The sequence below is a fragment of the Salinimonas sediminis genome (assembly GCF_003429285.1).
Taxonomy (GTDB): Bacteria; Pseudomonadota; Gammaproteobacteria; order Enterobacterales; family Alteromonadaceae; genus Alteromonas; species Alteromonas indica.
Genome location: NZ_CP031769.1, coordinates 219,934 through 245,822 on the forward strand (window position 1 = coordinate 219,934; position 25,889 = coordinate 245,822).

The window sequence follows — 25,889 nt, forward strand, 5'->3', positions numbered from 1 at the left end:
GCCGCCTCAGGAGGCGGCACCCGCGTCCGGCATTAATTCGCTGAACAGTTTGTCACGATAGGCAAGATTGTTACGGCTGGCCCGGCCATAACTCAGTAAGTTGCGGTGTGAGGTATAGGTTAAATTCAGCATCACCCTGCGTTCATTACCCCGGGTACGTTTATGAAACACCTCGGTGTTTTCGAAAAAAACGGTCCCCGCCGGGCCGGTGATAGGACAGGCATTATCGGCAAAACGCTGACTGGCTTCCTGATCGCTTATCAGGCCGCGCATAATATCTTTGAAGCCAATGTGCCGATGGCTGCCTTTAATGGCCATATGATGCGACGCTGTAGCGTATACATCGGTCAGATAGACGAAAACATTCATTGATTCCCAACCGGCATAGTCGTAGTGAAAATAGTTTTGGTTGGCAACAGGCAGTGCTTGCTCTGGTTGGGTGACAAATAAAGAGGCTTCCAGCAGGACCGGCTCACACCCCAGATAACGCCGTAACACATTGCAAATAGCGGGATCTTCACTGATGGCCTGAATATGCGGCGAGGCCTGATGTGACTGATGATATTCTTCCGGGGGCAGGGCGTCGGTGAGCTGACGTAATTCTTCAACAAAATTCGCCGGTAGTACACCTGCTGGCGCTACGCCATCTTGTTTCAGCTGCGTGGTAATAGCGCGTTCATCTATTAAAGGAAGAAGACTATTGGCTACGTTTTGCAAAGGCGCAGGGCCCCGCAACCGTTTAATCAGGGCAATAGGGATTACCCGCCAGGGCCCAAAATGAAAAAGCTGGCGCACAATACGCACAGCGTTAGCCAGTTTAGTGCGGTGGGCAAACAGCCGCAGAGTATTTAATAACGGGGAAAGAAGCCGAGCTGGGGATAACGCCGCGTGTGCCATTATCATGTCCTTATGAGTTTAAAAGAACTTCTGAATAAGTTCCGCTTCAGAAGATGTAGACTAAAGTATAATTATTTAGCTAACCTTGCCCATAATTTGTGCGAAAAGCAATTAAAAGACGTGATGTGCTGCAAAATGTAATGATTAAATACGATGCCGTAGTGTCCCCAAGGCCGCTGGCAGTCGTCAATCTGGCAGCAGGCCCACAGGCTTAGTTTTTACTGGGCGAGTACTTTTGTAGCTTACGTTGCAAGGTACGACGGTGCATACCTAACGCTTTGGCGGTGGCCGATACGTTCCCCTGGTGAAGTAACAATACCCGCTGGATATGCTCCCATTGGGCCTGTGCGGGAGTCATGGGGACAGTGGGTAAGGGCACAGAGGGTGCGACATCTTCGGATAACTTACTGTGTAGCTCAGCAAAACCTATGGGTTTGGCAACATAATCTGTGGCGCCTTTTTTTAAAGCGGCCACCGTAGTGGCGATACTGGCGTAGCCTGTCATCATAATCAGCTGGTCAGGGGTAAAATGGGAGTTTAGATCAGCGATATAGTCAATGCCCACTTCCTGGTCAAGCATCATATCGAGCAAGATAGCATTGACCGGCTGAGCAGGCGCTGCCAGGGCAGTACGCGCGCTGGCGAAAGTCCATACCTGCCAGCGTCCGGTAGCAGTGAAGCGGCGCGCCAACACGCAGGCCAAGCGTTCATCATCATCAATAATCAGCAAGGTCTTCATGCCGGTATTTTAGCCGGTAAAGTGATGGTGGTAATGACCGCGCCACTGCGATAATACCAGCGCACTTGTCCGCCGAACTTTTCGATGGTGGCGTTGCTAAGGACGGCGCCAGCGCCACTGCCGGTTTGGCTATTGACCAAACGGTTACCGAGCAGTTGTAACTGACCTTCCGCCACCTGGCTGGATTGATTTTCAATTTCCAGTTGCCAGTAGGCCGGTGTAATCGCCAGGCTTATATTGACAGGATCCGCACACACCTCATCATTGGCTTCGCAGGCATTCAATACAATACTGGTCAGGGCGGGTAACAATGTTCTGTCCGCTATTACTACGCTGGTAGCCGGGGCCTGGGCGGCCGGCCAGTTAATGGCTGATTCGGGCCGTGCCAATGCTAATGTATGGCGCAGCGCTTTGAAGACATCGCTGGCGTAATACTGGTTTAGCCTGGCTTGGCGTACATCGTCGGCGATGGTGCGCCAGTCGTGCAGCATGGTTTCTAAACGCCGAAACTGCTCTTCTATTTCTGTTAAAACAGGATGAGGCGAAGGGTGGTGTATTTCTTCTAACAATAACCTGATAGTTTGGACCGGCGAAGCGGCATCATGGGTGAGCTGCGCCGCAGCGGTACCGATAGCCAATAACTGCTCATCCCTTAATTGCCGTTCGCGTAACGTATGCAAGGCCACCGTCTGACGATTTAGTTGCCACCTGAAGTAGGCCACTACCGCGCTAATCAGGCCACAGGTAAGCACAAAGCCGATGATCATGCTTTGCCCATGCTCGGCCAGGCTGGCATTGTGGGTATGTAACTGTGGCAGGTATAGCTGACTTAGCTGGCCGGCTATACTTCCTGCCAGCACGACTATTGACCAGCCCAACGGCAACCACATCAGCCCCAATACCAAAGGTACCAGCAACACCATACTAAAAGGGTTGCTGGCAGCACCATTTAGCGCAATCACCGCGTTAAGCGTGATGATCTCCAGCAATAATAGCAGGGTGGCCACACTATTGGGCAAACGGCGGGGGCCAAAAATTGCGGTTATTAACAACAATAGCATGGAAAAACGTCACCGTTGGGCATATTGGTCACCATTGTGGCAGTGTACTAGAAGCGGTAAGCCACTCCAATGTTAACTGAGCGTCCGGGGCCCTCAAGCTGTGCATAGCCCTGAGTGGGTTGCTGTAAAAACTCAGCCACGCTTACGCCACCCAGCGGCAAGTCGTAATGCCGGTCAAAAACGTTATCCAGGGCAACTTCTACGGTCCAATCTGCCCACTGTTTGCTGCTGCGCAGATTAAGCAACCAATAGCTGTCGGTGGTATTTTCCAAACGGCGCGGATCGGTGTCGGTTTTGTTGCCCGCCCAGTACCATTCAACAGTAGAGTGCCAGTCGGCATAATGATGCGCCAGTTGCAGCCGGTTTTCTACCGGCAGAATCTGGTACAGACTATCATGAGTGTCATCTCGCTCGCCCTGTTGCCAGTTAAAGGTATGGGATAGCTGCCATTGGCCCCACTGATTGTCTGCTAATAGCCATTGGGTATCGAGGGTAACGCCCATTAACGTGGCATCGATATTGGTAAATTGTAGTTGGTTACGCAGCCCGGAGCGCAACCCACTGCGGTTGAGCTCACCCAATTTAGTGATATCGATATAATCACTAACCTTAGTATACCAGGCAGTGAAGTCTATTTTTTGATGGGTATTTTCGAACTGATAACCGGCAGAGGCGGTATGCGCAGTTTCCGGCGTCAGATCAACATTGCCTACATAACCATTACCATCGCCAAACCAGCCGATCATGGTGCTGGCCATTATTCCGCGGCCCCAGGTGTAGCGTTCGTATAGGCCCGGTGCGCGGTTCTTGCGGGCAAGCCCAAAACTCAGAGTGTGTTGCTTACGTACGGCTCTTTGTGCCAGCAAGGTCACATCCAGCAGGGTATCGTGCTTGTCCCGATCGCTTGCATTAAACTCTGCGGCAGCCTGAGCATCGTTGATGGCCATCTTCATCATGCCACTCATAGTCATTGGCATACTATTATACGGTTGCACTTGGGCTGCCTGGGTTTGCACATACTCTACGCGAGCCCCGACGTTGTACTGCCAACCCGTGGCAGGGCGGTGTTCCCATTGCGCGAATAGCGCGGAGCGGGTGCGCCGACCATCGTTGATATTAATATAATCGTCGGGCCCCATCATCGCGGAACCGGCTACCGCAGGCCAATAATCATTCAGCTTGTTAGCGTAATATTCCTGTCCCAGCACAAGGGTTTGGTCGGGAGTTAACCCAATATCCCAGCCAAGTTTGGCTGTAATATCCTGCGAACGGGTAAGCATGGGCATAGTGCCGGGTTTTTCATCGCTGAAAAATCCCATCTCATGGTCGACATTGCGCACGCTGAGGTGCCCGTTGACCGTGAATGCTTTGAAGCGCTGCTGATATCGGGCCGAAAGGCCGCTGGCGCGGTTATCAACCATGTCCATATACTGCCCGGGAAAACCCTGATAAGGCACCTGCTGATGGGTGAACTTGAGTACCGCCAGGCGCTGTGCATCCTGATAGCCTACGGTAAGATCGTGATTTTCCATTTTGTACAAGGTATCAGGGACTAGCTCATCAGCGCCATTGTCATAGCTGTCTGCGGTAGTAATACTGCCACTATAACCAGTAAACCATTGGTTGTTTGCCAGCCGGGCGTCCAACGCAAAGGTTTGGCTGTTGGGGTTACTGCTATAGTTAAACGCCGCTTTACCTTCACGCCAGCTAAAATCACTTTCTTCTACAAATACCGGCTGCATGGTATCAATGGCGATGACGCCGGCAATATTATCCGCCCCAGCACTGACTGGCGATACTGCCGGGCTGACCACCAACTGGCTCACCGGGGAATTCGCTAAATAAGACAACGGCGGGTTCATTTGGTTACCGCAAGCGGCAGTAATAGGCGCGCCGTCTGCTAAAATCTGAATGCGGTCGCCCATCATGCCATTTAGTACAGGCAGAGCAGATATGCCGCCGCCCGAAGCAAACCGGATTTGTTGTTGCTGTAAGGCAGCGTTTAATTCGCCGGCAGCAGCATTTGAAAACCTGTGACCGGTGATTTCAATGGTTTCCACCGATTCATCTGCGGCCAGGCTGGTAGCAGCATATAGGGTGGTGAAGGCACCGGCGATAAGAGGGAGAGATATTTTCACACGAATTTCCAAGAGATTGATTCGCGTGCATTTTACCTATTGAAATGGCCTGCCAACATGCGACATATTGTCGCAGCGTTGGCAGTATCTGTGGTTAGCTACAGCAGCTGTCCTGCTTCACCTGGCCCTGATGTAACCAGGCCCGGCTTTTTTGCCAGCCGATACGCACCATCAAGGCCCCCAACACTACGGCTGATAAAGCATAAAGCGCTTCAGTAATACCGCCATGACCATGTTCGCCAACGGTGGTCACAATGAATGACTGCCACTGAAAAACGGCCACGGCCCAGTTCAGTAGATAACCTAAACCAATAGCGGCTGAGGTTACACTAAAAACATACAGCATCAGGGAACGCCGGCCGAGCTCTTTTAAAATCATTCCCATAGTGGAGACGTTTGTTGCCGGCCCCGCTAATAAAAATACCAACACCGCGCCAGGCGATAAGCCGGCCGCCAGAAAGCCCACGGCAATCGGCGTGGATGCGGTAGCGCAAATGTACATAGGCACCCCAATAAAAGCCATTACCAGCATCGCCATCAGACCATCACCCCACTGGGTTAAAAAGTCTGTGGGGACCCAGGTTTGGATAGCCGCCGCCAGCGCCAAACCTACCAGCAACCAAACCGCAATATCTTCAAGTAGCTGGCCGGTGGCAAACCGCCACATCGCGGTAATTTTACCTGGTGCACTGGGGGCTGTTGCCGTCGCGCCAGGGTTACTTGCGGCGTTTTTGTCACCACAACAGCTTTGGCTTGGCGCCGGCGTTGGCGCAGCGCTGCTACAGCAGGCCGAAGCTGCGGCTGCAACTGGTTTGCTGCTGGCACAGCAACTGGGTTGCGTTTCCGTTTGCTTAGCCTTAATAGTAGGCGTTGCTGAGCTACCACAAGTATTGGTAGCGCGTGACGCCGCCGCAGCTTTGGACATTCCATCGGGTTCAGCAAACAGTTTCACCATAATCCCGGCATACAGTGCACTAAAGATGGCAGCCACCGGCCGCACAATCGCGTAAAGGGGCCCCAATAACGCATAAGACACCGCTACTGAGTCTACTCCAGTCTCCGGCGTGGAAACTAAGAAAGACACCGTGGCGGGCTTGGATGCGCCACTTCTGCGCAGCCCTACGGCAGCAGGAATAACCCCACAGGAACACAGCGGCAGCGGGGCGCCTATCACGGCCGCTTTCCCGATAGCGGTAATACTGTCGCTACCCATATGGCGCTGCAACATACTTACCGGCACTAACTCGTGCATCACCGCTGCTACCAGTAAGCCCAACAATAACCAGGGCGCTGATTCCATGAACAGGGCAAGAAAATTTTCCAGCAATAGCATAGTCTCATTCATAATAAATCATCCGTCTCCAGCAACTGAAGAATTGAGCATTGGCGCGTACTTTGCGACGTGCCACCGCATGCCTCGTGAAGCCTAACCAGAGAACGCTTAATGCGCTCCAGTTCAGCAATCTTTGCACTTACTGTTTCTATCTTAAATTGGGTGCGTTGTTTCACTTCCTGACACGTATGGTCGTCGGGGTGTAGTTTTAAATCCAGCAATTCACTGATTTCATCCAGGGTAAAGCCCACCTGCTTGGCACGGGAAATAAACAGCAAACGGGTAAGATCATCACTGGAAAACAGCCTGTAGCCAGCTTCAGAACGCATTGATGCACTGACCAAACCTTTACTTTCGTAAAATCGAATTGTATCTACCGACACCCCAGCCTGTTTAGCCAGTTCGCCGATTTTGTGCGTGACTGATGTTTTCATATATCTAGTATAAACCCTGGAGTCTACTCCAGAGTCAAGCATAAACCGACAGCAGTTACAATGAGGCGGGAGCTGATAGGGGCTATAATAGCGCGAGTGGCATTCTGCCCCTATCAGTTTTTATGAATCGTATTTATCTATTTTAATATTTACATGCGATTAAGCAGGCTTAAGCTATTGGTTACCCAAAATAGTAATACTATAAGGTGCCAGTGTGAGCGTACCTTCATCCAACTGTGTTCCTTCCGTAGCTATCCCTTCTTGCCAGGCGAACAGACAGCGCGGATTCTGGGGGAGTCCATGCAGAGCATACTCAGGCAGATGCACGCTGGATAAATTCAGATAAACCCACACTGGTTTATCATTAACCTCATTGGTACGCATGAAGCCGAGTACTTTATTGGCCTGATCTTTATGGACAATCTCAGTAAAGGCTCCGGTAAGGCCAGCGCTTTGATGTTCGGCATTGGTGCGCAATCGAATAAGCTGGTTAAACGCATGCAGGTACTCACCAAATTGTTCGCGGCGGCGCCAGTCGATATCATCGCCATCGGTAAAGTAGCCATGCTGTTTAAATTCCTGCCCCTGGAATAGCATTGGGATGCCGCAACTGGTCAACACAATAGCAGCGCCTAAAATACCTTTGTTCCGGGCAAAATAGTCGGCATCGACGTTGCCCGGGGCTATTTCCTCTACTACCCGGGCCTGGCCGTTGGCCACTTCATCATGGGACTCGGTGTATACCACCCGGGCAAAGGGGCGGCCGCTATAATGATGGTGCAGGGCAGCTTCCAATCCATCTAGATTAATTTCATCATCGTTACTGGTAAGTAACAGCGCCCGTATCGGGTGCACAAAAGCGGCATCCCACTGGGCACTGTAGCCACAGCCCTCGTCTTCCACGTTATTGGTGATAAACTGGTGGCTATGGAGATCTTCGGCGATGGTCAGTTTTTGCGGGTAGCGCGCTTTAATTTCCCCGTTTATCTGTTGAATAAGGCTATACGCCTCCGGTATGTCGTCGCTGCCATCATCGGCGCCCGATACACTGCGCATATAGGGCACCATATCCATTCTCAAACCGTCAGCGCGGTATTCTTCCACCCACATCAATGCGTTATCCAGCAGATACTGGCGAACTTCTTCGCGGCCATAATCGGGACGGGTATCGCCCCATGGCGTGGCGCTGCGATGGTCATTATAAAAATATATGCCGCCTTTATCGTTTTCCTGCCATCCGTCAAATTGCCAAATATCTAAATCGCTTGGCCCAAAATGGTTATAAACAACATCCATAATCACTGACAGGCCGCGCTGGTGCGCTGCATCTATGAAGCGTTTAAGTGCCTGAGGACCACCATAGGCTTGCTCTACGGCAAACGGAAAGGCAGGGTTATAGCCCCAGCTTAAATCACCGGCAAATTCGTTTACCGGCATCAGTTCAATGGTGTTCACGCCCAGCTCGGCTAATTCATCAAGCCGGGTGATAGCATTATCGAAAGTGCCTACTTCCTCATCAACTTTACCAAAGGTACCAATGTGTAATTCATAAATAACCGCCTGATGAATTTCTGTGGGGGTAAAATCATCGCTTTGCCATTGATAATCATCGGCGTAAATAATGCTGTTACCAACGCTATTGGTAAGCTGGCGGGCGCGGGGATCATTTTTTTGCAGTACAGTGCCATCGGCTGTAGTGATAGCAAACTTGTATTCCTGGCCATTTTGCGCCGCCTCGCTGTGGCACCACCATAAGCCGCCCTCGGCACTTTCCATGGGGCAAGCCTGCTCATCCCAGTTGTTAAACTCACCAATCAGGCTGACTGCGCTGGCATTAGGGGCCCAGACGGCAAATTGAAAGCCGCTTTCCATAGGCGTAACGCCCAGCATTCCGTTAAACGATGACATGTTATTACTCTCCACTAAATGCCGACACCCGGCTCAATGGCATGAGCAAGCAGGATGCCATAGTAGTATTGTAAGCAAAATCAATGGTGAGCCAGTAGCGAGGGCGCAAAAAGTGGAAGTAATTACACGCAAGTTACTGTGAGCATGGAGAAATTTACAAAAAGAAAGACAGGCTCGTGAACCTGTCTTTGGCCATCGTTAAGGTTAGCTGAGCGCTTTACCGATTACCGTCTTTTGTTTGTGTTGCTGGCTGTGCGCTAACGCTGTATTTAATTCACTAAAAGGGTACACAGCTGGCATATCAGCGCATAGGCGCTCTTGTACTACTTGGCCTAATAGCGCTTCTCCTTCGCGCATCAACACTTGCCAAGCTGTGGCATCGCCGTATTGATGCAGGGCACCCAGAGCGACTTCGTGATAGGAAATAGTACGCGTAAAAGGCGCATCCACCGGCTGCTCGATACGTCCTAAAATACATACTACATGTCCATTTGCCTGCAGATGTTGCACCAGCTGCGCGGCATTATCCGGGCTCACGGCATCGATAACCGCATGATACGTTTTATCAATATCTTCAGGCTGGCGAAATAATGTGTCTGCGCCCAATTGGGTGGCGCCATCTATAGTCAGACTGGACGATAAAACATCGACACTGAAACCCGCCTGACGCAGCAATTGCACCGTCAGCTTATTCACATAACCCATCCCGGCAACTAATACGCGAGCGTGGGTAGCGTAGGGAATTTTACTGACTGCCTGCCAAGCAGTTAGTAATGGACAAGGCAAGGCTGCCGCCAGATCATAAGGCAGCCCTTGCGGTATACGCATAACCCGATTTTCCTTAACCACTGTATTGGCAGCAAAACTACCCGGGGCGTCCAGTGCGCAGTGATAAGCCACCGGGGTACCCAGCCAGTTATCCGCAACCCCAGCGCCCGTCGCCACTACCACCCCGGCGCCATCTACCCCGGGGGTGTGGCCGTGCGGCCACGCCAGCGGATCACTTTCAATGAATTTCCAGTCTACCGGATTAATACCACTGGTCTGGTTTTCTATCAGCAATTCGTCATCGGCGAGCTCTACAGCACCGCCGCTGCCTAGTACCAGGGGAGTATTAGCGCCCTGAAACTGCCAGGTGGTATAGCGCGTTGGTGTCATATTATTCGTCCCATTGGGGAGCAAAGTCAGGGGTGGCCTGCCGGTCTCCGCAATTTAGTTGGTCAATTGTAGCAATCTCATCTGCTGACAGGGAATGCTGGCAGCCTTTAAGATTATCCTGCAAATTCGTCCGCTTAGTGGAAGACGGGATGGTTGCCATACCATGGGCCAATTGCCATGCGACGACTACCTGCGCCGCACTGGCGCCGGTTTCACTGGCGATATTGCAAATGGTTTTATCTTTTAATACCTTGCCTACTGCAAAAGGCATATACGCGGTAATGTGAATGCCTTCCTGCGCAGCGAACTGGCGGACTTTCTCGTTCGTCAGGTACGGATGAACTTCAATCTGGTTCGTATATATTTCGTCGGCGCCCAAAATCTCGATAGCATCGCGTAAATGAGCAATGGTAAAGTTAGACACCCCAATATTGCGCGTAAGCCCCTGCGCTTTTGCTTTGGCCATTTCGCCCAAATAGGTTTCCATCGGCGTATTGTCAGGCGGCGCCGGCCAATGCACCAGCAACAGGTCAACATACTCCAGCTGAAGCTTTTTCAGGCTTTGTTTTACACTATCCAGCAACGCGCGCTCACTCAGATTGTCGTTCCACACCTTGGTGGTAATGAACAATTCTTCGCGGGCGATACCGCTATCGGCAATAGCCTTGCCCACGGCGTCTTCGTTGTCATAAATTTGTGCGGTATCGATATGCCGATAACCTTCTTCAAGTGCCATTTTTACTGACTCATAAGCCTCATCGCCGGTTAGCCGAAATGTACCCGCGCCAAGTTGCGGCATAGTGCTATGGTTTGTCATAATTCACTCCTGAAGTTAATAGGTACCTGGATAATTCAGGTGGTTATAGTTAGGTGAAAGTACAAGTTCTGTGCGGTGACTGGTCTGTTTTTACCGATCAGCCACCATCCGGCACAGCTCCCAGGTAGTTCAGCCAATTGCCTGAGGACTACGTTGGTCCAGCGCCCCGCAATAGCGCGTCACTGCCAGCGCTAATAGCGCAATGGCTGCGCCAATCCACGCGGTATCCTGAAGTGACATGTGCTCTACAATAAATCCGCCAGTAATGGCCCCAACACTGATGCCAATATTGAAAGCAGCAATATTCAGGCCTGCTGCAACATCCACCGCAGCTGGCGTATATTTGCCTGCCAGCTGTACCACATAGACCTGTAACGCTGGCACATTACCAAACGCAAATGCGCCCCATACCAACACGGTAGCCACGGCGGCTGATTTCATGTTCATCGTAAAGGTAAAAGCCAGCAGCGTAAGCGCCAGCCCGGCGAAAATGAATGTTAATGCTTTAATGGGACCGTACTTATCGGCAAGTTTGCCACCCCCGATATTCCCTATCGCCACCGACACGCCATATACCAGCATAATGAGCGCCGTGGAAGATGAAGCAAAGCCGCTTTGCTGTTCTAAAATAGGCGCCAGGTAGGTGAAGGTAGTGAAGGTACCGCCGTAACCTAATGCCGTCATCAGATAAACCAATAGCAAGCGCGGCTGAACCAACACCTGAAATTGTTCTGCCAAGCCGGCGGGTACGGCTTTTTTGAGGTTGTTAGGAACCAGTAATGCACTGCCAATAAACGCCAGTAACCCAAGGCCGGAAACTACCAGGAAGGTTGCCCGCCAGCCAAAATTTTGTCCAATCCAGGTACCTAAGGGGACCCCGGTAACCAGCGCTACGGTTAGGCCGGTGAACATGATCGCAATAGCACTGGCGGCTTTTTCGCGGGCCACCAGGCCGGTCGCGATGGTTGAACCGATAGAAAAAAACACGCCATGGGCAAGGCCAGTCAGTAACCGGGCTACAATCAGACTGGCATAACCTGGCGCTTGCCAGGCAAGTAGGTTACCTGCCACAAACAGCGCCATCAGCGCTAACAACACATGTTTACGATTCCAGCGTCCAGTCAGCGCAGTTAATACTGGCGCGCCGACGGCCACGCCCACCGCATACAGGCTCACCAGCAGCCCCGCCGAGGGTAAAGACACATTTAAATCGGTAGCAATAGTAGGCACCAGCCCTACAATAACAAACTCGGTGGTACCAATAGCAAAAGCACTTAGCGTAAGCGCGAACAACGCAACAGGCATAACAGATTTCCTCATTAGAATTAATGTGCGCATAATGCCTGCCTGGATAGCGGCTAAAAACAGCAAAGGTGACAAAACACTTTTGTGAAAAATGAAAAGGTGGCGACATGACGGTGTTGGCGAAAACAGAAGATCTGGAAGCCTTTATCATGGTGGTGGACAGTGGCAGCTTTTCTACTGCTGCCACGCTGCTGGACTGGCAAGTGGCCAAAGTATCCAGAGCGGTCAGCCGGTTAGAAAAAAGCCTGAGTTGTAGCTTACTGAACCGGACTACCCGGCGGCTTGAACTGACCGAAGAAGGCTTATTATTTATTACTTACGCCCGGCAGGGGGTAAATATGCTGGCTCAGGGGGAAGAGTCGTTGCGGTTACTCAAGCACCGGCCGGCCGGCCGCCTGCGTATCGACGCCGCCAGCCCGTTTGTTTATCACCAGCTTACCCGCCATATCGGCGACTTTACCCGCGCTTTTCCAGCCATCACTCTTGAGCTGACATCCCATGACAATATTATTGATTTGCTTGAGTTCAAAACGGATATTGCTATTCGAATAGGTGACATGCAGGACTCAAACCTTCACGCCCGGCGGTTAGGTACCAGTTCCTTACATCTGGTCGCGGCACCTGAGTATTTGGCCAGTGCCGGCCCACTCGACACGATCGCTGATCTGGCGGCGCACCGGTTAATTGGTTTTACCGATGCTCCCCGGCTTAATCAGTGGCCATTACAGGAGCCGTTGCCGCTGTCGTTTTCGATTTCCGCCAGCAGCGGTGAAACCGTCCGACAGTTATGTCTTGCCGGGCAAGGGATTGCGCTATTGTCTAATTTTATGTGCCAGGAAGATATTGCTGCTCAACGACTGTGTCGGGTATTGCCCGAAGCGGTCCGCCCGGGCAATCGACGGGAGTCGGTGCACGCGGTGTATTACAAGAATAGCGCAGTATCGTCGCGTATTATGGCTTTTCTGGACTTCATTTCCCCCCGCTTATGTTTGTAACGTTACGCTAGACACTGCGCAATAAAAAAGATATGGTATTCCATATATGTGAAATTTCATATTTGAGGGCGTATGTCTCCTTTAGCGTTTTATAAATGTCTGGCTGATGATACCCGGCTAAAAGTGCTGCTGTTACTGGTGGGCAATGAGGAATTGTGTGTGTGCGATTTAATTGATGCCCTGCAACTCAGCCAGCCGAAAATATCCCGTCATCTGGCCGATTTACGCAAGTGCGACCTGGTGGCCGGAGAACGCCGGGGTAAATGGGTATATTACCGCTTACATCCGGCTTTACCCGGCTGGGCAAAGGATGTGCTAACTACCACAGAACACCACCACCAGGCCTATTTAACGACCGCGCAGCGTAATTTGGCGGAGGCGGCCTGTTCTTCCTGCAACGTAAGAGATGAGCAATGAAAATACTATTTATTTGTACCCACAACCGCTGCCGCAGCATTTTAAGCGAGGCTATCGTAAATCAGCTGGCGGGGCAGGAAATTGAAGCACGCAGCGCCGGTAGCCAGCCTGCCGGCGAAGTACATCCACTGACCTTGCAATACCTGAAGGCAGCTGGCTATGCCACCGACGGGTTAAGCAGCCAGTCATGGGATGACTTTGAGCAATTTGGCCCGGATGTAGTGGTAACCGTCTGTGATTCAGCCGCCGGCGAAGCTTGTCCGGTCTACTTTGGGAAAACATTAAAAGTACACTGGGGCCTGAACGATCCTTCAAAAATCACCGATGAGCAGGCTCAGGCCGACGCATTTGGGCAGGTTATCAGTGAAATTGAAAGCCGCGCGCAAGCCCTGAAGCGGATCGCCGCAGCCAAGCTGGATGGTGATGCCTTGCGGGTGGCGCTGAATAAAATTGGTGCAAATTAGAGGGGCATGTATTAAATGGGCTTTTTTGAACGCTATTTATCCTTATGGGTAGCTCTGTGTATTATTGCTGGTGTAACCGCCGGGAGCTTGGCGCCTGAGGTGTTCACCGCCATCGCATCACTGGAAGTGGCGCATGTAAATCTGGTTGTGGCAGTGCTTATCTGGCTGATGATCTACCCGATGATGATTCAGGTCGACTTTGGCGCGATTAAAGATGTTGGTAAAAAACCTAAAGGTCTGGCTTTAACATTGATCATTAACTGGCTTATCAAACCCTTTACTATGGCTTTATTGGGCTGGTTATTTTTTAAAGGATTTTTTGCAGACTGGGTGGACCCCCAGACTGCCAATGAGTATATCGCCGGTATGATTCTATTGGGCGTTGCCCCTTGTACCGCGATGGTATTTGTATGGAGTCATCTGACCAAAGGTGATGCAAATTATACGCTGGTGCAGGTCTCGGTTAATGACCTCATTATGATCTTTGCCTTTGCCCCCCTGGCCGGGTTACTACTTGGGGTGTCTGATATTACCGTACCGTGGGATACGCTGTTGTTGTCAGTGGTGCTGTATGTGGTATTGCCGCTGGTCGCAGGCGTGATTACCCGTAAAGTGGTGAGTCAGCGTGGCGAAAACGCTCTGCCTACCCTTGTCGACAAGCTGAAACCATTGTCGATGATCGGCTTATTGGCAACCCTGGTATTGTTGTTCAGTTTTCAGGCCACCACTATTTTGGAAAAACCGCAAAGCATTGTGCTTATTGCCATCCCTTTGCTGTTGCAGACCTATGGTATTTTTGCCATTGCGTACTTTTTGGCCAAGCGCATGGGCTTGCCACACAACGTAGCGGCGCCCGCCTGTATGATTGGCACCTCTAACTTTTTTGAGCTGGCGGTAGCGGTAGCAATTTCGTTGTTTGGGCTGCACTCAGGCGCGGCGCTAGCCACCGTTGTGGGTGTGTTGGTTGAAGTGCCGGTAATGTTGTCGCTGGTCTGGTTTGCCAACCGAACCCGGCACTGGTTTGCCTGATTTTAAGTCCGCTTAACGGAATTTTAATTTACCCCGTCGCCAGAACGAAGCGCCCTCATAGGGCGCTTCTGCTTCAACCATGAAGGTCTTATCGGCAATCAGGGTTTCATCCAAACTTAGTGTCATTCGCCATGGTCCGGTTTTTGTTTCAACCGGTGCCCATAGTGTGTCTCCTAAATAAAAGTGCCAGTCGTTTGTACGAACATGTTCGCGTCCCTCAAACGGGGCCATTATCTGGCCGCTGTCATCACAGATATCCGGGTGGTAAATACAGTAGGTGAGGCGGGCGTTTTTAGCTTGTTTAATATTCACAATATAGCCAAACTCAATATCCAGCTCGCCGGGTATTGAGGTGGTGATATGGCGTATTTTGGGTAGCTCACGGGAGCCCGCGTCCCACTGATTATAAATACCATAACTGGTCATGTTTACCAGCGGTTTACGTTTGGCCATATTCCACGCTTCCGAAAAATGCGTAATTGTAGCAGAGCGTTATAGCACCGTCGTGTCTCGTAAGACGGTGCTTAGGTATGTTTAGCGGTTTAACTACACCCTAACTACACCATTGAGCGGTGACTTCAATCACCCGTTTAGCATATTCGCCGGCCGTTGCTAAATCGCCTTTGCCCGGCGCCTCACTGGTGTCAGCATCCGCCGGCGACTGCGCCATTAACCCCACAAAAGCTCCGACATAATTAATATCATCGCGCTGGGCATCTTTGCTATTGGCTGTTTTCATTCCCATATTTGCCCACAACATACCATGCTGTGAAGCGAGCGTGAAAAAGTAGTGCAGGGTAGAGTGTTTATCGCCGTTCATGGAGGCTGAGTTTGTAAACCCGCCGGCGACCTTATTACGCCATTTGTCTTCAGACCAGCGTTTGCTTGAAGCATCAGCAAACTTTTTAAACTGCCACGAGGCCATCCCCATATAGGTGGGCGAGCCAAAAATAATGGCGTCAGCCTCATCGAGTAAAGCCCATTGGCCGTCGGTAATATCGCCATTTTCATCGATTTCTACCAACGCCGCAGTGACCCGTTCATCTTGTTTCAGGCCAAGATGAAATGCTTCAGCTAATTTACGCGTATGGCCGTAGCCACTGTGAAATACCGTTACAATATGCATTTTACTTCCAACATTAATAGCGAAAGCTTATATACGAAACAACCGCGCTTTTAGCGCGAAGCAAGGGCCGTTATTGAGACAAAATATCGCTACACCCTGTACCAAGCACAAAAAAAGCCGTGCTTTAAGCACGGCTTTTTGCAGATCAACAGAACAGCGGGTTACTTCGACTTACCCTGTTTAGCCACTGCCTCTTCCATTTTCTTAATTTCGTCTGGATCGCCCAGATAGCTTTTTGAGACCGGCTGTAGGTTTTCATCCAACTCATATACCAAAGGTACACCAGTAGGTATATTCAGCTCGAGTACTTCTTCTTCGCTCATGCCATCCAGATATTTCACAAGAGCACGTAAACTGTTCCCATGGGCAGCAATAATCACCTGTTTACCATCCTGGATACTGGGGCGAATAACATCATGCCAGTAAGGAAGCACCCGCTCGATGGTTAATTTCAGGCTTTCTGCCTTTGGCAAAATAGACGGGTCGATGTTTCTGTAGCGGCGATCGTGACCAGGAAAATGTTCACTGTCGGTATCAACTGACGGTGGGGGAACATCGAAACTACGACGCCAGATTTTAACCTGTTCTTCGCCATGTTTTTCAGCGGTTTCTGCTTTATCCAGGCCTGTTAGCGCCCCGTAATGACGCTCGTTCAAACGCCAGTGGCGCTCTACCGGCAGGTAATGCTGGCCCATTTCTTCCAATGCAATATTCAGTGTTTTAATGGCGCGCAATAAGACTGAAGTGTACGCCAGATCAAACTCGAACCCAGCATCTTTAAGCAATTTACCAGCGTTAGTGGCCTGAACCACCCCAGCTTCAGTCAAGTCGACGTCGTGCCAGCCGGTGAAACGGTTTTCCAGGTTCCATTGGCTTTCGCCATGGCGGATAAGTACCAGTTTATACATATAAAATTACCTTCAATGCTAGTTACCTGAGAGTGTGAATTGGGAGCTGGCCGCGCTGACCAGCGCACTATTCATTATGTGTCGATATCATCCATTATCAGCGTGCAAAGATCCAGCCGTACCCGCGTTTTCCCTTCTGGTACGGCCAGGGTTTTATTCTGGCACACGTTGTGCAACGCCTTTATGCAATACAAGTTATTCAATACAAAGCGCAGTGCAGATATACAGAGTAAACGCCGGGCGGAACCCACCCCACGGCTTTAACCAACGTTCATCGATTGCCTGACAATGACGGTGACAGTATTTCTAGCAGGGCTACCTGGGCCGGCGACAATACAAAACGGAGTAATTCTTATGTGTTTCAGACTGAATCTTAGCAAATCACAGCAACGGCCTGTTCGGCCAAGTCAGGATGTTCATGAGCATATTAAAGATGCCAGCCCTAAACAATACCGCTACAAAGCTCGCGGGACCCGTACCAAAGCACTGGTGGATAAACCCAAACGTCTTACTCACTAAAGCGACCTTCAATAACCCGGGGTGTACTTGCTATAGTTGGGCAAACTCGTGTTGCAGACATTCCACTGCCGCCAGTGTTTTGCTTGGGGTTACGTCTTGTCGGGGGAACACCGCAAACACACTGTATTGGGGCAGCGCCCATTCCGGTAATATTTGAATTAATTTACCCTGCGCAATAAAGTGCCTGACTTCCGGTTCCGGCAATATGCCGTAGCCAAGCCCATCGACCGTCAATTGAATCAGACCTTGCATGGAATTTACTGTCATCCCCGGCGCGGGTACTACAGCATGTTCCTGGTTCTGCGAAACTGCGGTTTTGGTTTGCATTTGCTCGTGGGCAAGATGCACATATTCTCCCAGCTCAGAAAAATGTCTAACCTGCGCAGCCGGATTGTCGGCCGCGGCACACATTACCCAATTCCAGGTAGCCAAATGAATGCACGTCAGGTTAGTATCCTGAGTTTCGTACAGGCTTAGTGTTAAGTCAGCGCCCGAGGAGATAACATCGTCGGGGTAATCGGTTAAATCAAGCGACACCCTGATTCGTGGAAACTGCGCAGTTAACCGCTTTAGCGGGGCGCTTAGCAGCCCGCCCCCGAACCCGATAGGCGCCGTAATTTTGAGCTCGCCGGAAGGGCTCTCCTGCAACTGTTCAATATGACGGTGTGCCCGTTGTGCTTCGTCCAGCATTTTAACACTACTTTGATAGTAAATACGGCCGGCTTCGGTCAGGCTAAGGTGGCGGGTATTGCGATTAAATAAACTCAATCCAATATCCATTTCGAGTTTACGCAACTGCTGGCTGATAGCTGAAACCGTCATGTGTAATGCTTTCGCAGCCGCACTCATATTGCCTGCATCCGCCACTTTTACAAATACATTCAGTGACCTGAGTAGTTTAATATTCATTTAAAAACATGCTTCCTTACAGCCTTCTGAACCACAACAGCACAATTTCATGTGGATTTTTAATCTCAAATGGAAATAATTCTCATTTTGCTTTATTGTGACCAAAGCAAAGGGTTTTACAGTATGGGGAGCCCCCTGAAGATGTCGATTATATCGCGCTAAAACTCGGTAAATGCGGGATGAAAGTGACAACTATCGGTTTATGGCGCGCTTTGGCAATATGAGTGGCCACGGCGCCCGCCTTAGCCATTTAAGCATACCCTGTTATTGCCCGGTTTGTGCTGCACAACCCCTACGCTTCATCAACCCAGCGTTAAAACGACTATGACCAACAAGAGCAATATAGATTCATGAAATCCTGGATGTCCCGCCACTTCTGGAATATTAAAAACTGGCATTGGATTAGTTCAGCAGTGTGCCTGATAGGTATGTTGTTGTTTGCCATTACCGGTATTACGCTAAACCACGCTACCAGTATCGAAAGCGAAGCAAGTACGCGTGAAATTGAAAGCCAGGTGCCCAGCGCCTTGGTTGCGCGCCTATCTCCTAACACTGCATTACCCCAAGCCTTTTTAGACTGGTATGAGGAAACAACCACTATGACACTTAATGCTGATGTACCTGCTCAGTGGAGCGACAGTGAACTATATGTAGCGCAACCCCGCGCGGGCGGCGATCGCTGGTTCTCGGTTGACCTGAATAACGGCGATTTTTATCAACAAACGACCTCGCGCGGCGTGGTGTCGTATTTGAACGATTTACATAAAGGGCGTAATACCGGAGCCATTTGGAAGTTTTTTATTGATGTATTTGCCGTGGCTTGCATGGTGTTTTCGGTAACCGGACTGTTGTTGCTTAAACGTTATGCTAAAGGCCGCAAGTCTACCTGGCCGTTGGTTATGGCAGGGCTGATAATACCGGTCATCCTATTGATGATCCCCGCCCATGTGCAGGCCGACGAACTTAAAGTCACCCTGCCGCGCATTAACGTGGCTGAATATCATGCGCCGTACGTTGCGGTTTGGCTGGCCGATGAAAACGAACAGCGGGTAAAGGATATTGCGGTGTGGTATGACACTGAGATGGACAACCATAAAGGTGAAAAGTGGCTGAAAGATCTGCGTTTGTGGTGGCGCCGCTCAGGGCGGTCTCTGGCCCTGCCGGTGGATGGCGTAAGTGGAGCCACCCGGCGCCCCGGCACAGCCACTATCGCGCTAGCCGATACACTTAAAACAGTAGCAAAAGGACAGTACACCCTGTATGTCGAGGCGGCCCGTGAGCTGGGTGGGCGGGAAGTTCTGAGCATCCCATTAACCCTACCGGCTACCCAGCCCGTTGCACACAAAGCCAGTGGTAATAATGAACTTACATCAATCGAACTTACTTTGGAGGCAGTACAATGAAAAAAAAGCTAATTTTCGGTCTTAGTGCGCTGGCGTTACTGACCATGAGCCCTGTGTCGCAGGCCCATCGCGCCTGGATCAAACCCACCACTACGGTGGTCTCCGGCCAGGACGAATGGGTAAGCTTTGATGCTGCCATCGCCAATGGTATTTTCACCCCGGACCATGTAGCCATGGGTTTGGATAGTCTTGAGGCTACTTCTCCCTCTGGTAAAGCAGTCAACTTACAACACCAGCAAAAACTGAAGTATCGCAGTGTGTTTGACCTGCAACTTGTCGAAGAGGGAACCTACAAAATTGCTTCTGCATCAGGCACCCTGATGGCCCGCTGGGAAGACGCGCAGGGCGAACGGCATTTCTGGCCTGGACGGGGTAAAACCGGCACAGCTGAACAGTTTGAAAAGCAGGTGCCGAAGCAGGCGAAAAATCTGGAAGTCAGCTATAGCACGCGCCGTATCGAAGTATTTGTTACCGCTGGGCAGCCATCTGACAGCGTTCTGAAAACATCCGGCCAAGGCCTGGAGCTGGTAGCTAAAACCCACCCCAATGATTTGTACACTTCCGAACGTATTGAGTTTGCGTTTACCATTGACGGCGAGCCGGCTAAAGGCGCGCAAATTACGGTGGTTAAAGAGGGCGAAAAATATCGCGATAATGCTAGCAACCTCACTCAGAAAACCGACGAGAAGGGCTATATTTCATTTACGTTAGACGAACCTGGAATGTACTGGCTGGAGGCAGAGTACGCTGATGGTAAAGCCCCTGCGCCGGCTAAAAAACGTCAGGGTATGTATGTGACTACCTTGGAAGTACTGCCACTTTAAGGCCGTAACTTAACGATAAGCGGGGCAATAACCCCTTTAACCAGCGCCACCCTCAGCGAGCGGGTGGCGCTTAGGCGTTTATTGCGCCGCTACGTTGGCCGAGGGAACGGTTTTTGCTGGCTCCGCCGATTTCTCTTTATTGGCTGCCTTTCGAGCTATAGCTTCAAGAAAAGGCGCTTTAAAGCGATCAAAATCTTCAATTTGCGGTAAATGCCCCAACCCTTTCAATTCCACCAGCTGAATATTGCTGTTTCTGGCTTTGGTGGTCTCCCCGAGTTTGTCGTAACGCCCAAGGGTTTTATTCACGTTGTCTTTTAATTGGTCGCGGCCTGGCGCGGTGCGATCCCGGGTGCCTAAAATTAATGTAGTGGGCATGCTCAGGTATTGCATATCTTCCACTACTGGCTGAGTAAAGATCATGTCGTAAGTTAACGCGCTTACTTTTGCCAGAATAGGCCAGTCAGCACCTTGCACCCACCCCATCAGAAATTCTGCATGGCTGGCGAATGTCTGGTTCCATTTTCCGTCGTAATAGTTTTGCTTTTGATAATTAATGATATCGTCTGCCGATTTTTTTAGCTCGCCACGATAGTGGCTATCGACATCTTTGTAATTTTCATAAACCAGGTAGTTTTCCAGCCCGATAGGGTTAACTAAAATCAGTCGCTGAGTGGTTTTTTCAAATAGCAGAGCGAAACGGGTAGCCAGCATCCCGCCCATGGAATGTCCTACCACGACAGTGCGTACGATGCTTAATTTGTCGAGCAAGGCTTTGGTATTGTTGGCGAGCGTAGCAAAGCTATATTGATAATCGGTAGGTTTAGACGATTTTCCAAAGCCAATTTGGTCCGGCATGAGAACCCCATAGCCTTGTTCATGCAACCAGCGTGCGGTGGTCTCCCAATAGGCAGCGTTAAAGTTTTTCCCATGCAATAGCGTAATCACCGGAAAATCTTCTTTGGGAGGCAAATACATGTAAGCCATCTCTAACTCGCTACCCTGCGACTCAAAGACAAATGTACTTACCTTAAATGGATAAGGTACGCCGGTTAGTCGGCCATCATATTGCAACGCAGAATAGTCTGCCGCAGCGGCTGGCGTTGTTTGTTTGGCCGCCAGGTTAGCGCTAACTACCAGCGCCAGGGCCAAAAACCATATCTTCATGTGTTACCTCACCGTATTTTTATTGTTTGCAAGTACGCTTGATAACTGCCGACAGCTCATTTGTTAGCGGGTCTATCCTGCGCCAACCTGCTGTAGGATGCAATCATTCACGCGTATCATTACACATTCTCACCATACGTTTTTATTGCTATGGTAAAGCTTAATTCGCATTATTCGGAACTTGTTTATGGCGCTGCACAAACCGCATTCGTCCCTGGCTTTATTGTTGTATGTGCTGTTAATTTGCTTGCTCAATGGGTGCGCGTCGTTGGATGGCGCGCTAACCGGGCCCCCCGAGGCGGCGCCAGTTGGTTACGGGCCTAAATCATTTAACAGCCCGGGTTTCACGGCCATTGTAGTGGCCTATGAGCCTGAAATGAAAGGGATTCTGGCGCGTATTAAAGAAGACGATGCCGCCCACATTAATCAGGTAGTGCAGTATAAAGGAATACATTATCGCATAGGCACCTATCATGACGAACCGGTGATAATTTTTGCCACCGGTATGAGTATTGCCAATGCGGCGCTGTCGATGCAGATGGCCTTTGATTATTTCCCGGTAAAACAAGTGGTGTATATGGGCATTGCGGGTGCGGTGAACCCACAACTTAACCCGGGTGATGTGGTCGTGCCGGAACGTTGGTATTACCATGATGAAAGTGTCTACGCCAACCCAGTAAATGCTGACAGCAAAACCCAGGGCGAATATATTCTACCGGAATATTACGCGGCCTTTATGCAGGAACAGCCGCAGCGGCGGGCCCAGGATCCTCACCAGCCTCACTATAAGCCATTTGGGTTTATTCATCCCGACGAAGTGTTGATTATTAAACAAGGAATGGACCGCCCGCAAGACACGCCTTATTTTACGGCCACGCCCCGTTTACTCGAAGCAGCCCAGCGGGCTATCGACACACTACCGGCGCAGTATATCGCTTCAGAGTCGGTGGCGAAGCTTAAAGTAGGTGGAAATGGCGTAACCGGTTCGGTATTTATGGATAATCGTCAATACCGTCAGTGGACCCGGGAGGTATTTGATGCCCAGGTCACCGAAATGGAGTCTGCCGCGGTAGGGCAGGTATGTACCATCAATGAGGTAGACTGGGTAATCATTCGCGCGGTAAGCGATCTGGCGGGCGGGCAAGAAGGGGTTAACGTAGAGCATCTTTATGATGAAGCGGGAGCCAGGGTAGGGGCCAATATGCTGTTTGCTTTGCTGGACGAACTGGCCCGGCAATAACGGCAACTGAATCTGTTCGGTAGCGCAATGCGTAGCTACACCATTCATCAACACGCTAAGGTAGATCTTTTATGTCGCAAGACTATCATTATTATGAACCTGCGAGTGGCCACGGGCTGGCCCATGATCCTTTCAATGCTATCATCGCGCCGCGGCCCATAGGGTGGATATCCAGCCAAAGTCGTGAGGGTCAGGTTAACCTGGCGCCGTACAGCTTTTTCAATGCGTTTAATTACACTCCACCCATTATTGGCTTTGCCAGTGTGGGCTATAAAGATACGGTAAAAAATATTGAAGAAACCGGCGAGTTTTGCTGGAACCTGGTGAGCAAGCCGCTGTTGGAAAAAATGAACCAGACCAGCGCGATGGTTGATGCCCAGACAGACGAATTTACGCTAAGTGATTTACCAAAAGGCGCTTCCCGTCAGGTAGCCGTGCCTCATGTGGCCGCCAGCCCAGCGATTATGGAATGCCGCAAAACCCAAATCATCCGGTTGCAGGATAGTCAGGGTAAGCCATGCGATACCTGGATGGTATTGGGCGAAGTGGTAGCGGTTCATTTACATCGCGACACCCTGCGTGATGGTAGTTATCAGACTCTGGCTGGCGAGCCGGTATTGCGGGCAGGCGGGCCGGGCGATTACTTCACCTTAAGTGAAGCGAATAAATTCTTTCTGGCCCGGCCGCAATAAGTTAATTGGCAAGGCCGCCGGCTATCGCGAATGCGCCCCGTAATGAGCGCAGCCCTGCCCCCCTAAAGGCCCGGCTGCGGGCCATTACGCAGTTTGACCGGTTTGTGGATGGTACGCACAATATTTACGGCCCGGGTAGCCAGGCGCACTTCCACCAAAAATAATATTAAGGCACAGATAAGCAATAGCATGGCCAGCACAAATAATAGGATGATGGGGAATTTTAAATCAATCACCAAAAGCGCCCCGGCAAACAACAGGCCGATTACTAAACAAATCATTAATCCTGACGCTACACAAAAGCCGATAGCCCAATTGGCCGCGCGGACCCGGCTCCACAGCAGGATAATTTCCTGTTTTGAGCGTTCGACCAACTGCGGATCAGCAAGGGTTTGAATACGCCGTTCGGCAATTCTCACCCGATCAGAAATGCGGCCCAAACGGCCTGACATTACGCTTAGAAAACCGGCTATACCCGTTAGCAAAAATACTGGCGCAACGGCAAATTCAATAAGCTGCGACAAGCTGGGTATTAATGTATTCACCTATATACTCTCTGGTTAAACGCGGATAACAGTTGGATGCTATGCAAATGCTTCGCCTTTCATGCAAAAAAAGTATGAGTGGCGCTAATGAAGTTACCTACAATACCTCTCTACATTCATAAAATGCTTTGTATATCAAAGGATTAATTTTTTGATGCGAGCCTTAAGATCATTTGGGTAGGGGCGGGCGGCCAGGCGTAAAACAGGTTGCCGATTGGCCGTGGGGTATAACCGCCGCCAACCGGTGTGGCTAATAGCCGTCAGTGACAGCATGCTAAGAAGCGTGCCATTCGATAAAAGGGCGGCTGATGCGACCTGCATAATTGAACACTTGAGCGGAATTGCGCATAGTAATAAGCCTGGCGTGTTAAGATGTTATGCCGTGCCGGTGTCCCAGTCTTCCCAGCCATCAGTATTAACAGCAATCAGGGTTGTGTTGTTCGTATTGATGGCTGGAAAGATTACATTAAGGCACTTGTTATGAAGAAAATTGTCGTGGTTGGCGGCGGGGCCGGTGGGTTGGAACTGGTAACCCGGTTAAGTAAATCCCTTGGGAAATCAGGCTCTGCAGACATTATTTTGGTGGATAAAAGCCGCACCCATGTTTGGAAGCCGTTACTTCACGAAGTGGCTGCAGGGGTTATAGATAAAGGCTCTGATGGCGTTGATTATCGTATGCATGCGGTACGGCATCATTATCAGTTTCAGCTGGGTGAACTAACCGGTATCGATCGCGAGCAAAAACTTATTACACTGGATCCCCTGGTGGATGAAAGTGGCCAGCAAATTCTGCCCCAGCGAAACCTGGAGTATGATTATCTGGTACTGGCAATGGGCAGTGTGTGTAATGACTTTGGCACCCCCGGGGTTCAGGACAACTGTTTTACGCTTGATTCACTGGATCAGGCAGAGCGTTTTCATCGGGCTCTGCTAAACCAACTGTTAAAAATTAACCAGGACTGTGTGGATAAAACCGAACTGCAAATTGGTATTGTAGGGGCGGGCGCCACGGGAACGGAGTTGGCGGCCCAGTTACACCACGTGGCTAATTTGGCACGCGCTTACGGTATGCCTGAAATGTCTGCTGACCGGCTAAAAGTCACTATCATTGAAGCGGGCGAACGAATCTTGCCAGCCTTACCAGAGAAAATCGCGTTATCTGCACGTAAGGCATTAACCAAGCTGGGTATTAAAATTCGCGAGTCCACTAAAGTAGCGAAAGCCACTGAACAGGGCTTTATAACCAGTGAAGATGAATTGATAGCTGCCGATCTTATGGTATGGTCGGCTGGCGTCAAAGCGCCTGATTTTCTGGTGGCAATGGACGTGTTTGAAACTAACCGGGCCAATCAGATTCTGGTTACTCCGCAATTACGCAGTACAGTAGATAACGATATTTTTGTTATTGGCGACTGTTGTGGCTTCAAGCAAAAAGATGGCAGTTGGGTGCCCCCGCGTGCGCAATCAGCTCATCAGATGGCGACTGTTGCCGCCGATAATATTATTGCGCTGTTTAAAGATAAGCCATTAAGTGAATATCAATACAAAGATTACGGGTCGCTGGTGCACTTAAGCAAGTACAGCACCGTTGGCAGCCTTATGGGCGCATTATCTAATAGCAGTATGTTTGTGGAAGGACGCCTGGCTAAACTGGTGTATGTGTCTTTGTATAACAATCATCAGTTTACCGTTCATGGTTGGTTTAAAGGCATCCTAACCCTGTTCAGTCGCAAGGTAAGTAATATTGTGGGGCCCAAATTCAAACTGCATTAACGCTTGTATGGGGCTAACGTGCGCTTAGCTACCTGCCATAGTAAAAACCATTAAAAAGGGCCTGAAGGCCCTTTTTTGCTGTTACTTTTAC

The 25,889-nt window shown here is 50.4% G+C and carries 26 protein-coding genes; 10 read left to right on the forward strand and 16 right to left on the reverse strand.

Annotation, left to right across the window (positions count from 1 at the left end; genetic code table 11):
* Window positions 1–6: 6 nt before the first annotated feature.
* The 10 genes from D0Y50_RS01055 to D0Y50_RS01100 all read right to left on the reverse strand — a co-directional run bounded on the left by D0Y50_RS01055 (window position 7) and on the right by D0Y50_RS01100 (window position 11,790).
* Window positions 7–897: a hypothetical protein gene (locus D0Y50_RS01055; protein ID WP_108565805.1), complete on the reverse strand. Its 891-nt coding sequence runs from the start codon at window positions 895–897 to the stop codon at window positions 7–9.
* A gap of 211 nt (window positions 898–1,108) precedes the next feature.
* Window positions 1,109–1,636, reverse strand: a complete 528-nt coding sequence (locus D0Y50_RS01060; RefSeq protein WP_108565804.1) for a response regulator transcription factor — start codon at window positions 1,634–1,636, stop codon at window positions 1,109–1,111.
* Window positions 1,633–2,697 (reverse strand): ATP-binding protein, encoded by a 1,065-nt coding sequence (locus tag D0Y50_RS01065; RefSeq protein WP_108565803.1) that lies wholly within the window; start codon window positions 2,695–2,697, stop codon window positions 1,633–1,635. Before D0Y50_RS01065 ends, D0Y50_RS01060 begins: the two co-directional genes overlap by 4 nt.
* Window positions 2,698–2,744: 47 nt before the next feature.
* The gene (locus D0Y50_RS01070; protein ID WP_133175096.1) at window positions 2,745–4,835 is read right to left on the reverse strand and encodes a TonB-dependent receptor plug domain-containing protein; all 2,091 of its coding nucleotides are present in this window, start codon (window positions 4,833–4,835) and stop codon (window positions 2,745–2,747) included.
* A 94-nt stretch (window positions 4,836–4,929) separates the two neighbouring features.
* The gene (locus tag D0Y50_RS01075; protein ID WP_117315075.1) at window positions 4,930–6,180 is read right to left on the reverse strand and encodes an SO_0444 family Cu/Zn efflux transporter; all 1,251 of its coding nucleotides are present in this window, start codon (window positions 6,178–6,180) and stop codon (window positions 4,930–4,932) included.
* Window positions 6,177–6,602 carry a Zn(2+)-responsive transcriptional regulator gene (gene zntR / locus D0Y50_RS01080; RefSeq protein ID WP_117315077.1) on the reverse strand — a complete coding sequence of 142 codons (426 nt, stop codon included), beginning with the start codon at window positions 6,600–6,602 and terminating at the stop codon, window positions 6,177–6,179. Before zntR ends, D0Y50_RS01075 begins: the two co-directional genes overlap by 4 nt.
* 174 nt (window positions 6,603–6,776) lie before the next feature.
* A complete protein-coding gene (locus tag D0Y50_RS01085) occupies window positions 6,777–8,510 on the reverse strand; it encodes an alpha-amylase family glycosyl hydrolase (RefSeq protein ID WP_117315079.1) in 1,734 nt (577 codons plus the stop codon).
* 204 nt (window positions 8,511–8,714) lie between these two features.
* Window positions 8,715–9,668, reverse strand: coding sequence for an alcohol dehydrogenase catalytic domain-containing protein (locus D0Y50_RS19435; protein WP_170145429.1), 954 nt, complete (start codon window positions 9,666–9,668; stop codon window positions 8,715–8,717).
* A 1-nt stretch (window position 9,669) separates the two neighbouring features.
* Complete coding sequence (dkgB, locus tag D0Y50_RS01095; protein WP_108565797.1) at window positions 9,670–10,485, reverse strand: 2,5-didehydrogluconate reductase DkgB; 816 nt, start codon at window positions 10,483–10,485, stop codon at window positions 9,670–9,672.
* A 129-nt stretch (window positions 10,486–10,614) separates the two neighbouring features.
* Window positions 10,615–11,790, reverse strand: a complete 1,176-nt coding sequence (locus D0Y50_RS01100) for an MFS transporter (RefSeq protein WP_117315081.1) — start codon at window positions 11,788–11,790, stop codon at window positions 10,615–10,617.
* A gap of 107 nt (window positions 11,791–11,897) precedes the next feature.
* Here D0Y50_RS01100 and D0Y50_RS01105 point away from each other — a divergent pair, with 107 nt between their 5' ends.
* The 4 genes from D0Y50_RS01105 to arsB all read left to right on the forward strand — a co-directional run bounded on the left by D0Y50_RS01105 (window position 11,898) and on the right by arsB (window position 14,695).
* Window positions 11,898–12,785, forward strand: a complete 888-nt coding sequence (locus D0Y50_RS01105) for a LysR family transcriptional regulator (protein ID WP_117315083.1) — start codon at window positions 11,898–11,900, stop codon at window positions 12,783–12,785.
* 72 nt (window positions 12,786–12,857) lie between these two features.
* Window positions 12,858–13,202 carry a metalloregulator ArsR/SmtB family transcription factor gene (locus tag D0Y50_RS01110; protein WP_108565794.1) on the forward strand — a complete coding sequence of 115 codons (345 nt, stop codon included), beginning with the start codon at window positions 12,858–12,860 and terminating at the stop codon, window positions 13,200–13,202.
* On the forward strand, window positions 13,199–13,666 hold the full coding sequence (locus D0Y50_RS01115; protein WP_117315085.1) for an arsenate reductase ArsC: 468 nt from the start codon (window positions 13,199–13,201) through the stop codon (window positions 13,664–13,666). The genes D0Y50_RS01110 and D0Y50_RS01115 overlap by 4 nt, the downstream gene beginning before the upstream one ends.
* Before the next feature lie 15 nt (window positions 13,667–13,681).
* Window positions 13,682–14,695, forward strand: coding sequence for an ACR3 family arsenite efflux transporter (gene arsB / locus D0Y50_RS01120; protein ID WP_108565792.1), 1,014 nt, complete (start codon window positions 13,682–13,684; stop codon window positions 14,693–14,695).
* 12 nt (window positions 14,696–14,707) lie between these two features.
* Here arsB and D0Y50_RS01125 read toward each other — a convergent pair whose 3' ends face one another.
* From D0Y50_RS01125 to gpmA, 3 genes are all read right to left on the reverse strand, one after another.
* A complete protein-coding gene (locus D0Y50_RS01125) occupies window positions 14,708–15,148 on the reverse strand; it encodes a DUF3859 domain-containing protein (protein WP_117315087.1) in 441 nt (146 codons plus the stop codon).
* Between the two features lie 100 nt (window positions 15,149–15,248).
* Window positions 15,249–15,821: a flavodoxin family protein gene (locus tag D0Y50_RS01130; protein ID WP_108565790.1), complete on the reverse strand. Its 573-nt coding sequence runs from the start codon at window positions 15,819–15,821 to the stop codon at window positions 15,249–15,251.
* A 161-nt stretch (window positions 15,822–15,982) separates the two neighbouring features.
* The gene (gpmA, locus tag D0Y50_RS01135) at window positions 15,983–16,729 is read right to left on the reverse strand and encodes a 2,3-diphosphoglycerate-dependent phosphoglycerate mutase (RefSeq protein ID WP_117315089.1); all 747 of its coding nucleotides are present in this window, start codon (window positions 16,727–16,729) and stop codon (window positions 15,983–15,985) included.
* A 354-nt stretch (window positions 16,730–17,083) separates the two neighbouring features.
* On the opposite strand from gpmA, the gene D0Y50_RS19440 reads away from it, so the two are divergent.
* Window positions 17,084–17,248, forward strand: coding sequence for a hypothetical protein (locus D0Y50_RS19440; RefSeq protein WP_170145430.1), 165 nt, complete (start codon window positions 17,084–17,086; stop codon window positions 17,246–17,248).
* Between the two features lie 30 nt (window positions 17,249–17,278).
* On the opposite strand, the gene D0Y50_RS01140 is transcribed toward D0Y50_RS19440, so the two are convergent.
* Window positions 17,279–18,157: a LysR family transcriptional regulator gene (locus D0Y50_RS01140; protein WP_117315092.1), complete on the reverse strand. Its 879-nt coding sequence runs from the start codon at window positions 18,155–18,157 to the stop codon at window positions 17,279–17,281.
* 350 nt (window positions 18,158–18,507) lie between these two features.
* Here D0Y50_RS01140 and D0Y50_RS01145 point away from each other — a divergent pair, with 350 nt between their 5' ends.
* Both D0Y50_RS01145 and D0Y50_RS01150 read left to right on the forward strand, forming a co-directional pair.
* Complete coding sequence (locus D0Y50_RS01145) at window positions 18,508–19,560, forward strand: PepSY-associated TM helix domain-containing protein (RefSeq protein ID WP_117315094.1); 1,053 nt, start codon at window positions 18,508–18,510, stop codon at window positions 19,558–19,560.
* Entirely contained in the window at window positions 19,557–20,384 is an 828-nt protein-coding gene (locus D0Y50_RS01150; protein WP_117315096.1) for a DUF4198 domain-containing protein, read from the forward strand. Before D0Y50_RS01145 ends, D0Y50_RS01150 begins: the two co-directional genes overlap by 4 nt.
* 78 nt (window positions 20,385–20,462) lie before the next feature.
* Here the strand turns inward: D0Y50_RS01150 and D0Y50_RS01155 are convergent, their stop codons facing one another.
* Window positions 20,463–21,548, reverse strand: a complete 1,086-nt coding sequence (locus tag D0Y50_RS01155) for an alpha/beta fold hydrolase (protein ID WP_117315098.1) — start codon at window positions 21,546–21,548, stop codon at window positions 20,463–20,465.
* 187 nt (window positions 21,549–21,735) lie between these two features.
* Here D0Y50_RS01155 and D0Y50_RS01160 point away from each other — a divergent pair, with 187 nt between their 5' ends.
* A complete protein-coding gene (locus D0Y50_RS01160; protein WP_117315100.1) occupies window positions 21,736–22,788 on the forward strand; it encodes a 5'-methylthioadenosine/S-adenosylhomocysteine nucleosidase family protein in 1,053 nt (350 codons plus the stop codon).
* A 71-nt stretch (window positions 22,789–22,859) separates the two neighbouring features.
* Window positions 22,860–23,480, forward strand: coding sequence for a flavin reductase family protein (locus D0Y50_RS01165; RefSeq protein ID WP_108565783.1), 621 nt, complete (start codon window positions 22,860–22,862; stop codon window positions 23,478–23,480).
* 62 nt (window positions 23,481–23,542) lie between these two features.
* Here the strand turns inward: D0Y50_RS01165 and D0Y50_RS01170 are convergent, their stop codons facing one another.
* The gene (locus D0Y50_RS01170; RefSeq protein ID WP_108565782.1) at window positions 23,543–24,025 is read right to left on the reverse strand and encodes a DUF2721 domain-containing protein; all 483 of its coding nucleotides are present in this window, start codon (window positions 24,023–24,025) and stop codon (window positions 23,543–23,545) included.
* Window positions 24,026–24,505: 480 nt separating this feature from the next.
* Between D0Y50_RS01170 and D0Y50_RS01180 the strand changes: the two genes are divergently transcribed.
* Window positions 24,506–25,798 (forward strand): NAD(P)/FAD-dependent oxidoreductase, encoded by a 1,293-nt coding sequence (locus D0Y50_RS01180; RefSeq protein WP_108565850.1) that lies wholly within the window; start codon window positions 24,506–24,508, stop codon window positions 25,796–25,798.
* Window positions 25,799–25,889 lie beyond the last annotated feature (91 nt).

Bases quoted from the DNA above. Each gene is read 5' to 3' on its own strand.
- D0Y50_RS01055 (WP_108565805.1), bottom strand. From the start codon at position 897: ATGGCACACGCGGCGTTATCCCCAGCTCGGCTTCTTTCCCCGTTATTA.
- D0Y50_RS01060 (WP_108565804.1), bottom strand. From the start codon at position 1,636: ATGAAGACCTTGCTGATTATTGATGATGATGAACGCTTGGCCTGCGTG.
- D0Y50_RS01065 (WP_108565803.1), bottom strand. From the start codon at position 2,697: ATGCTATTGTTGTTAATAACCGCAATTTTTGGCCCCCGCCGTTTGCCC.
- D0Y50_RS01075 (WP_117315075.1), bottom strand. From the start codon at position 6,180: ATGAATGAGACTATGCTATTGCTGGAAAATTTTCTTGCCCTGTTCATG.
- zntR (WP_117315077.1), bottom strand. From the start codon at position 6,602: ATGAAAACATCAGTCACGCACAAAATCGGCGAACTGGCTAAACAGGCT.
- D0Y50_RS01085 (WP_117315079.1), bottom strand. From the start codon at position 8,510: ATGTCATCGTTTAACGGAATGCTGGGCGTTACGCCTATGGAAAGCGGC.
- D0Y50_RS19435 (WP_170145429.1), bottom strand. From the start codon at position 9,668: ATGACACCAACGCGCTATACCACCTGGCAGTTTCAGGGCGCTAATACT.
- dkgB (WP_108565797.1), bottom strand. From the start codon at position 10,485: ATGACAAACCATAGCACTATGCCGCAACTTGGCGCGGGTACATTTCGG.
- D0Y50_RS01100 (WP_117315081.1), bottom strand. From the start codon at position 11,790: ATGCCTGTTGCGTTGTTCGCGCTTACGCTAAGTGCTTTTGCTATTGGT.
- D0Y50_RS01105 (WP_117315083.1), top strand. From the start codon at position 11,898: ATGACGGTGTTGGCGAAAACAGAAGATCTGGAAGCCTTTATCATGGTG.
- D0Y50_RS01110 (WP_108565794.1), top strand. From the start codon at position 12,858: ATGTCTCCTTTAGCGTTTTATAAATGTCTGGCTGATGATACCCGGCTA.
- D0Y50_RS01115 (WP_117315085.1), top strand. From the start codon at position 13,199: ATGAAAATACTATTTATTTGTACCCACAACCGCTGCCGCAGCATTTTA.
- arsB (WP_108565792.1), top strand. From the start codon at position 13,682: ATGGGCTTTTTTGAACGCTATTTATCCTTATGGGTAGCTCTGTGTATT.
- D0Y50_RS01125 (WP_117315087.1), bottom strand. From the start codon at position 15,148: ATGGCCAAACGTAAACCGCTGGTAAACATGACCAGTTATGGTATTTAT.
- D0Y50_RS01130 (WP_108565790.1), bottom strand. From the start codon at position 15,821: ATGCATATTGTAACGGTATTTCACAGTGGCTACGGCCATACGCGTAAA.
- gpmA (WP_117315089.1), bottom strand. From the start codon at position 16,729: ATGTATAAACTGGTACTTATCCGCCATGGCGAAAGCCAATGGAACCTG.
- D0Y50_RS19440 (WP_170145430.1), top strand. From the start codon at position 17,084: ATGTGTTTCAGACTGAATCTTAGCAAATCACAGCAACGGCCTGTTCGG.
- D0Y50_RS01140 (WP_117315092.1), bottom strand. From the start codon at position 18,157: ATGAATATTAAACTACTCAGGTCACTGAATGTATTTGTAAAAGTGGCG.
- D0Y50_RS01145 (WP_117315094.1), top strand. From the start codon at position 18,508: ATGAAATCCTGGATGTCCCGCCACTTCTGGAATATTAAAAACTGGCAT.
- D0Y50_RS01150 (WP_117315096.1), top strand. From the start codon at position 19,557: ATGAAAAAAAAGCTAATTTTCGGTCTTAGTGCGCTGGCGTTACTGACC.
- D0Y50_RS01155 (WP_117315098.1), bottom strand. From the start codon at position 21,548: ATGAAGATATGGTTTTTGGCCCTGGCGCTGGTAGTTAGCGCTAACCTG.
- D0Y50_RS01160 (WP_117315100.1), top strand. From the start codon at position 21,736: ATGGCGCTGCACAAACCGCATTCGTCCCTGGCTTTATTGTTGTATGTG.
- D0Y50_RS01165 (WP_108565783.1), top strand. From the start codon at position 22,860: ATGTCGCAAGACTATCATTATTATGAACCTGCGAGTGGCCACGGGCTG.
- D0Y50_RS01180 (WP_108565850.1), top strand. From the start codon at position 24,506: ATGAAGAAAATTGTCGTGGTTGGCGGCGGGGCCGGTGGGTTGGAACTG.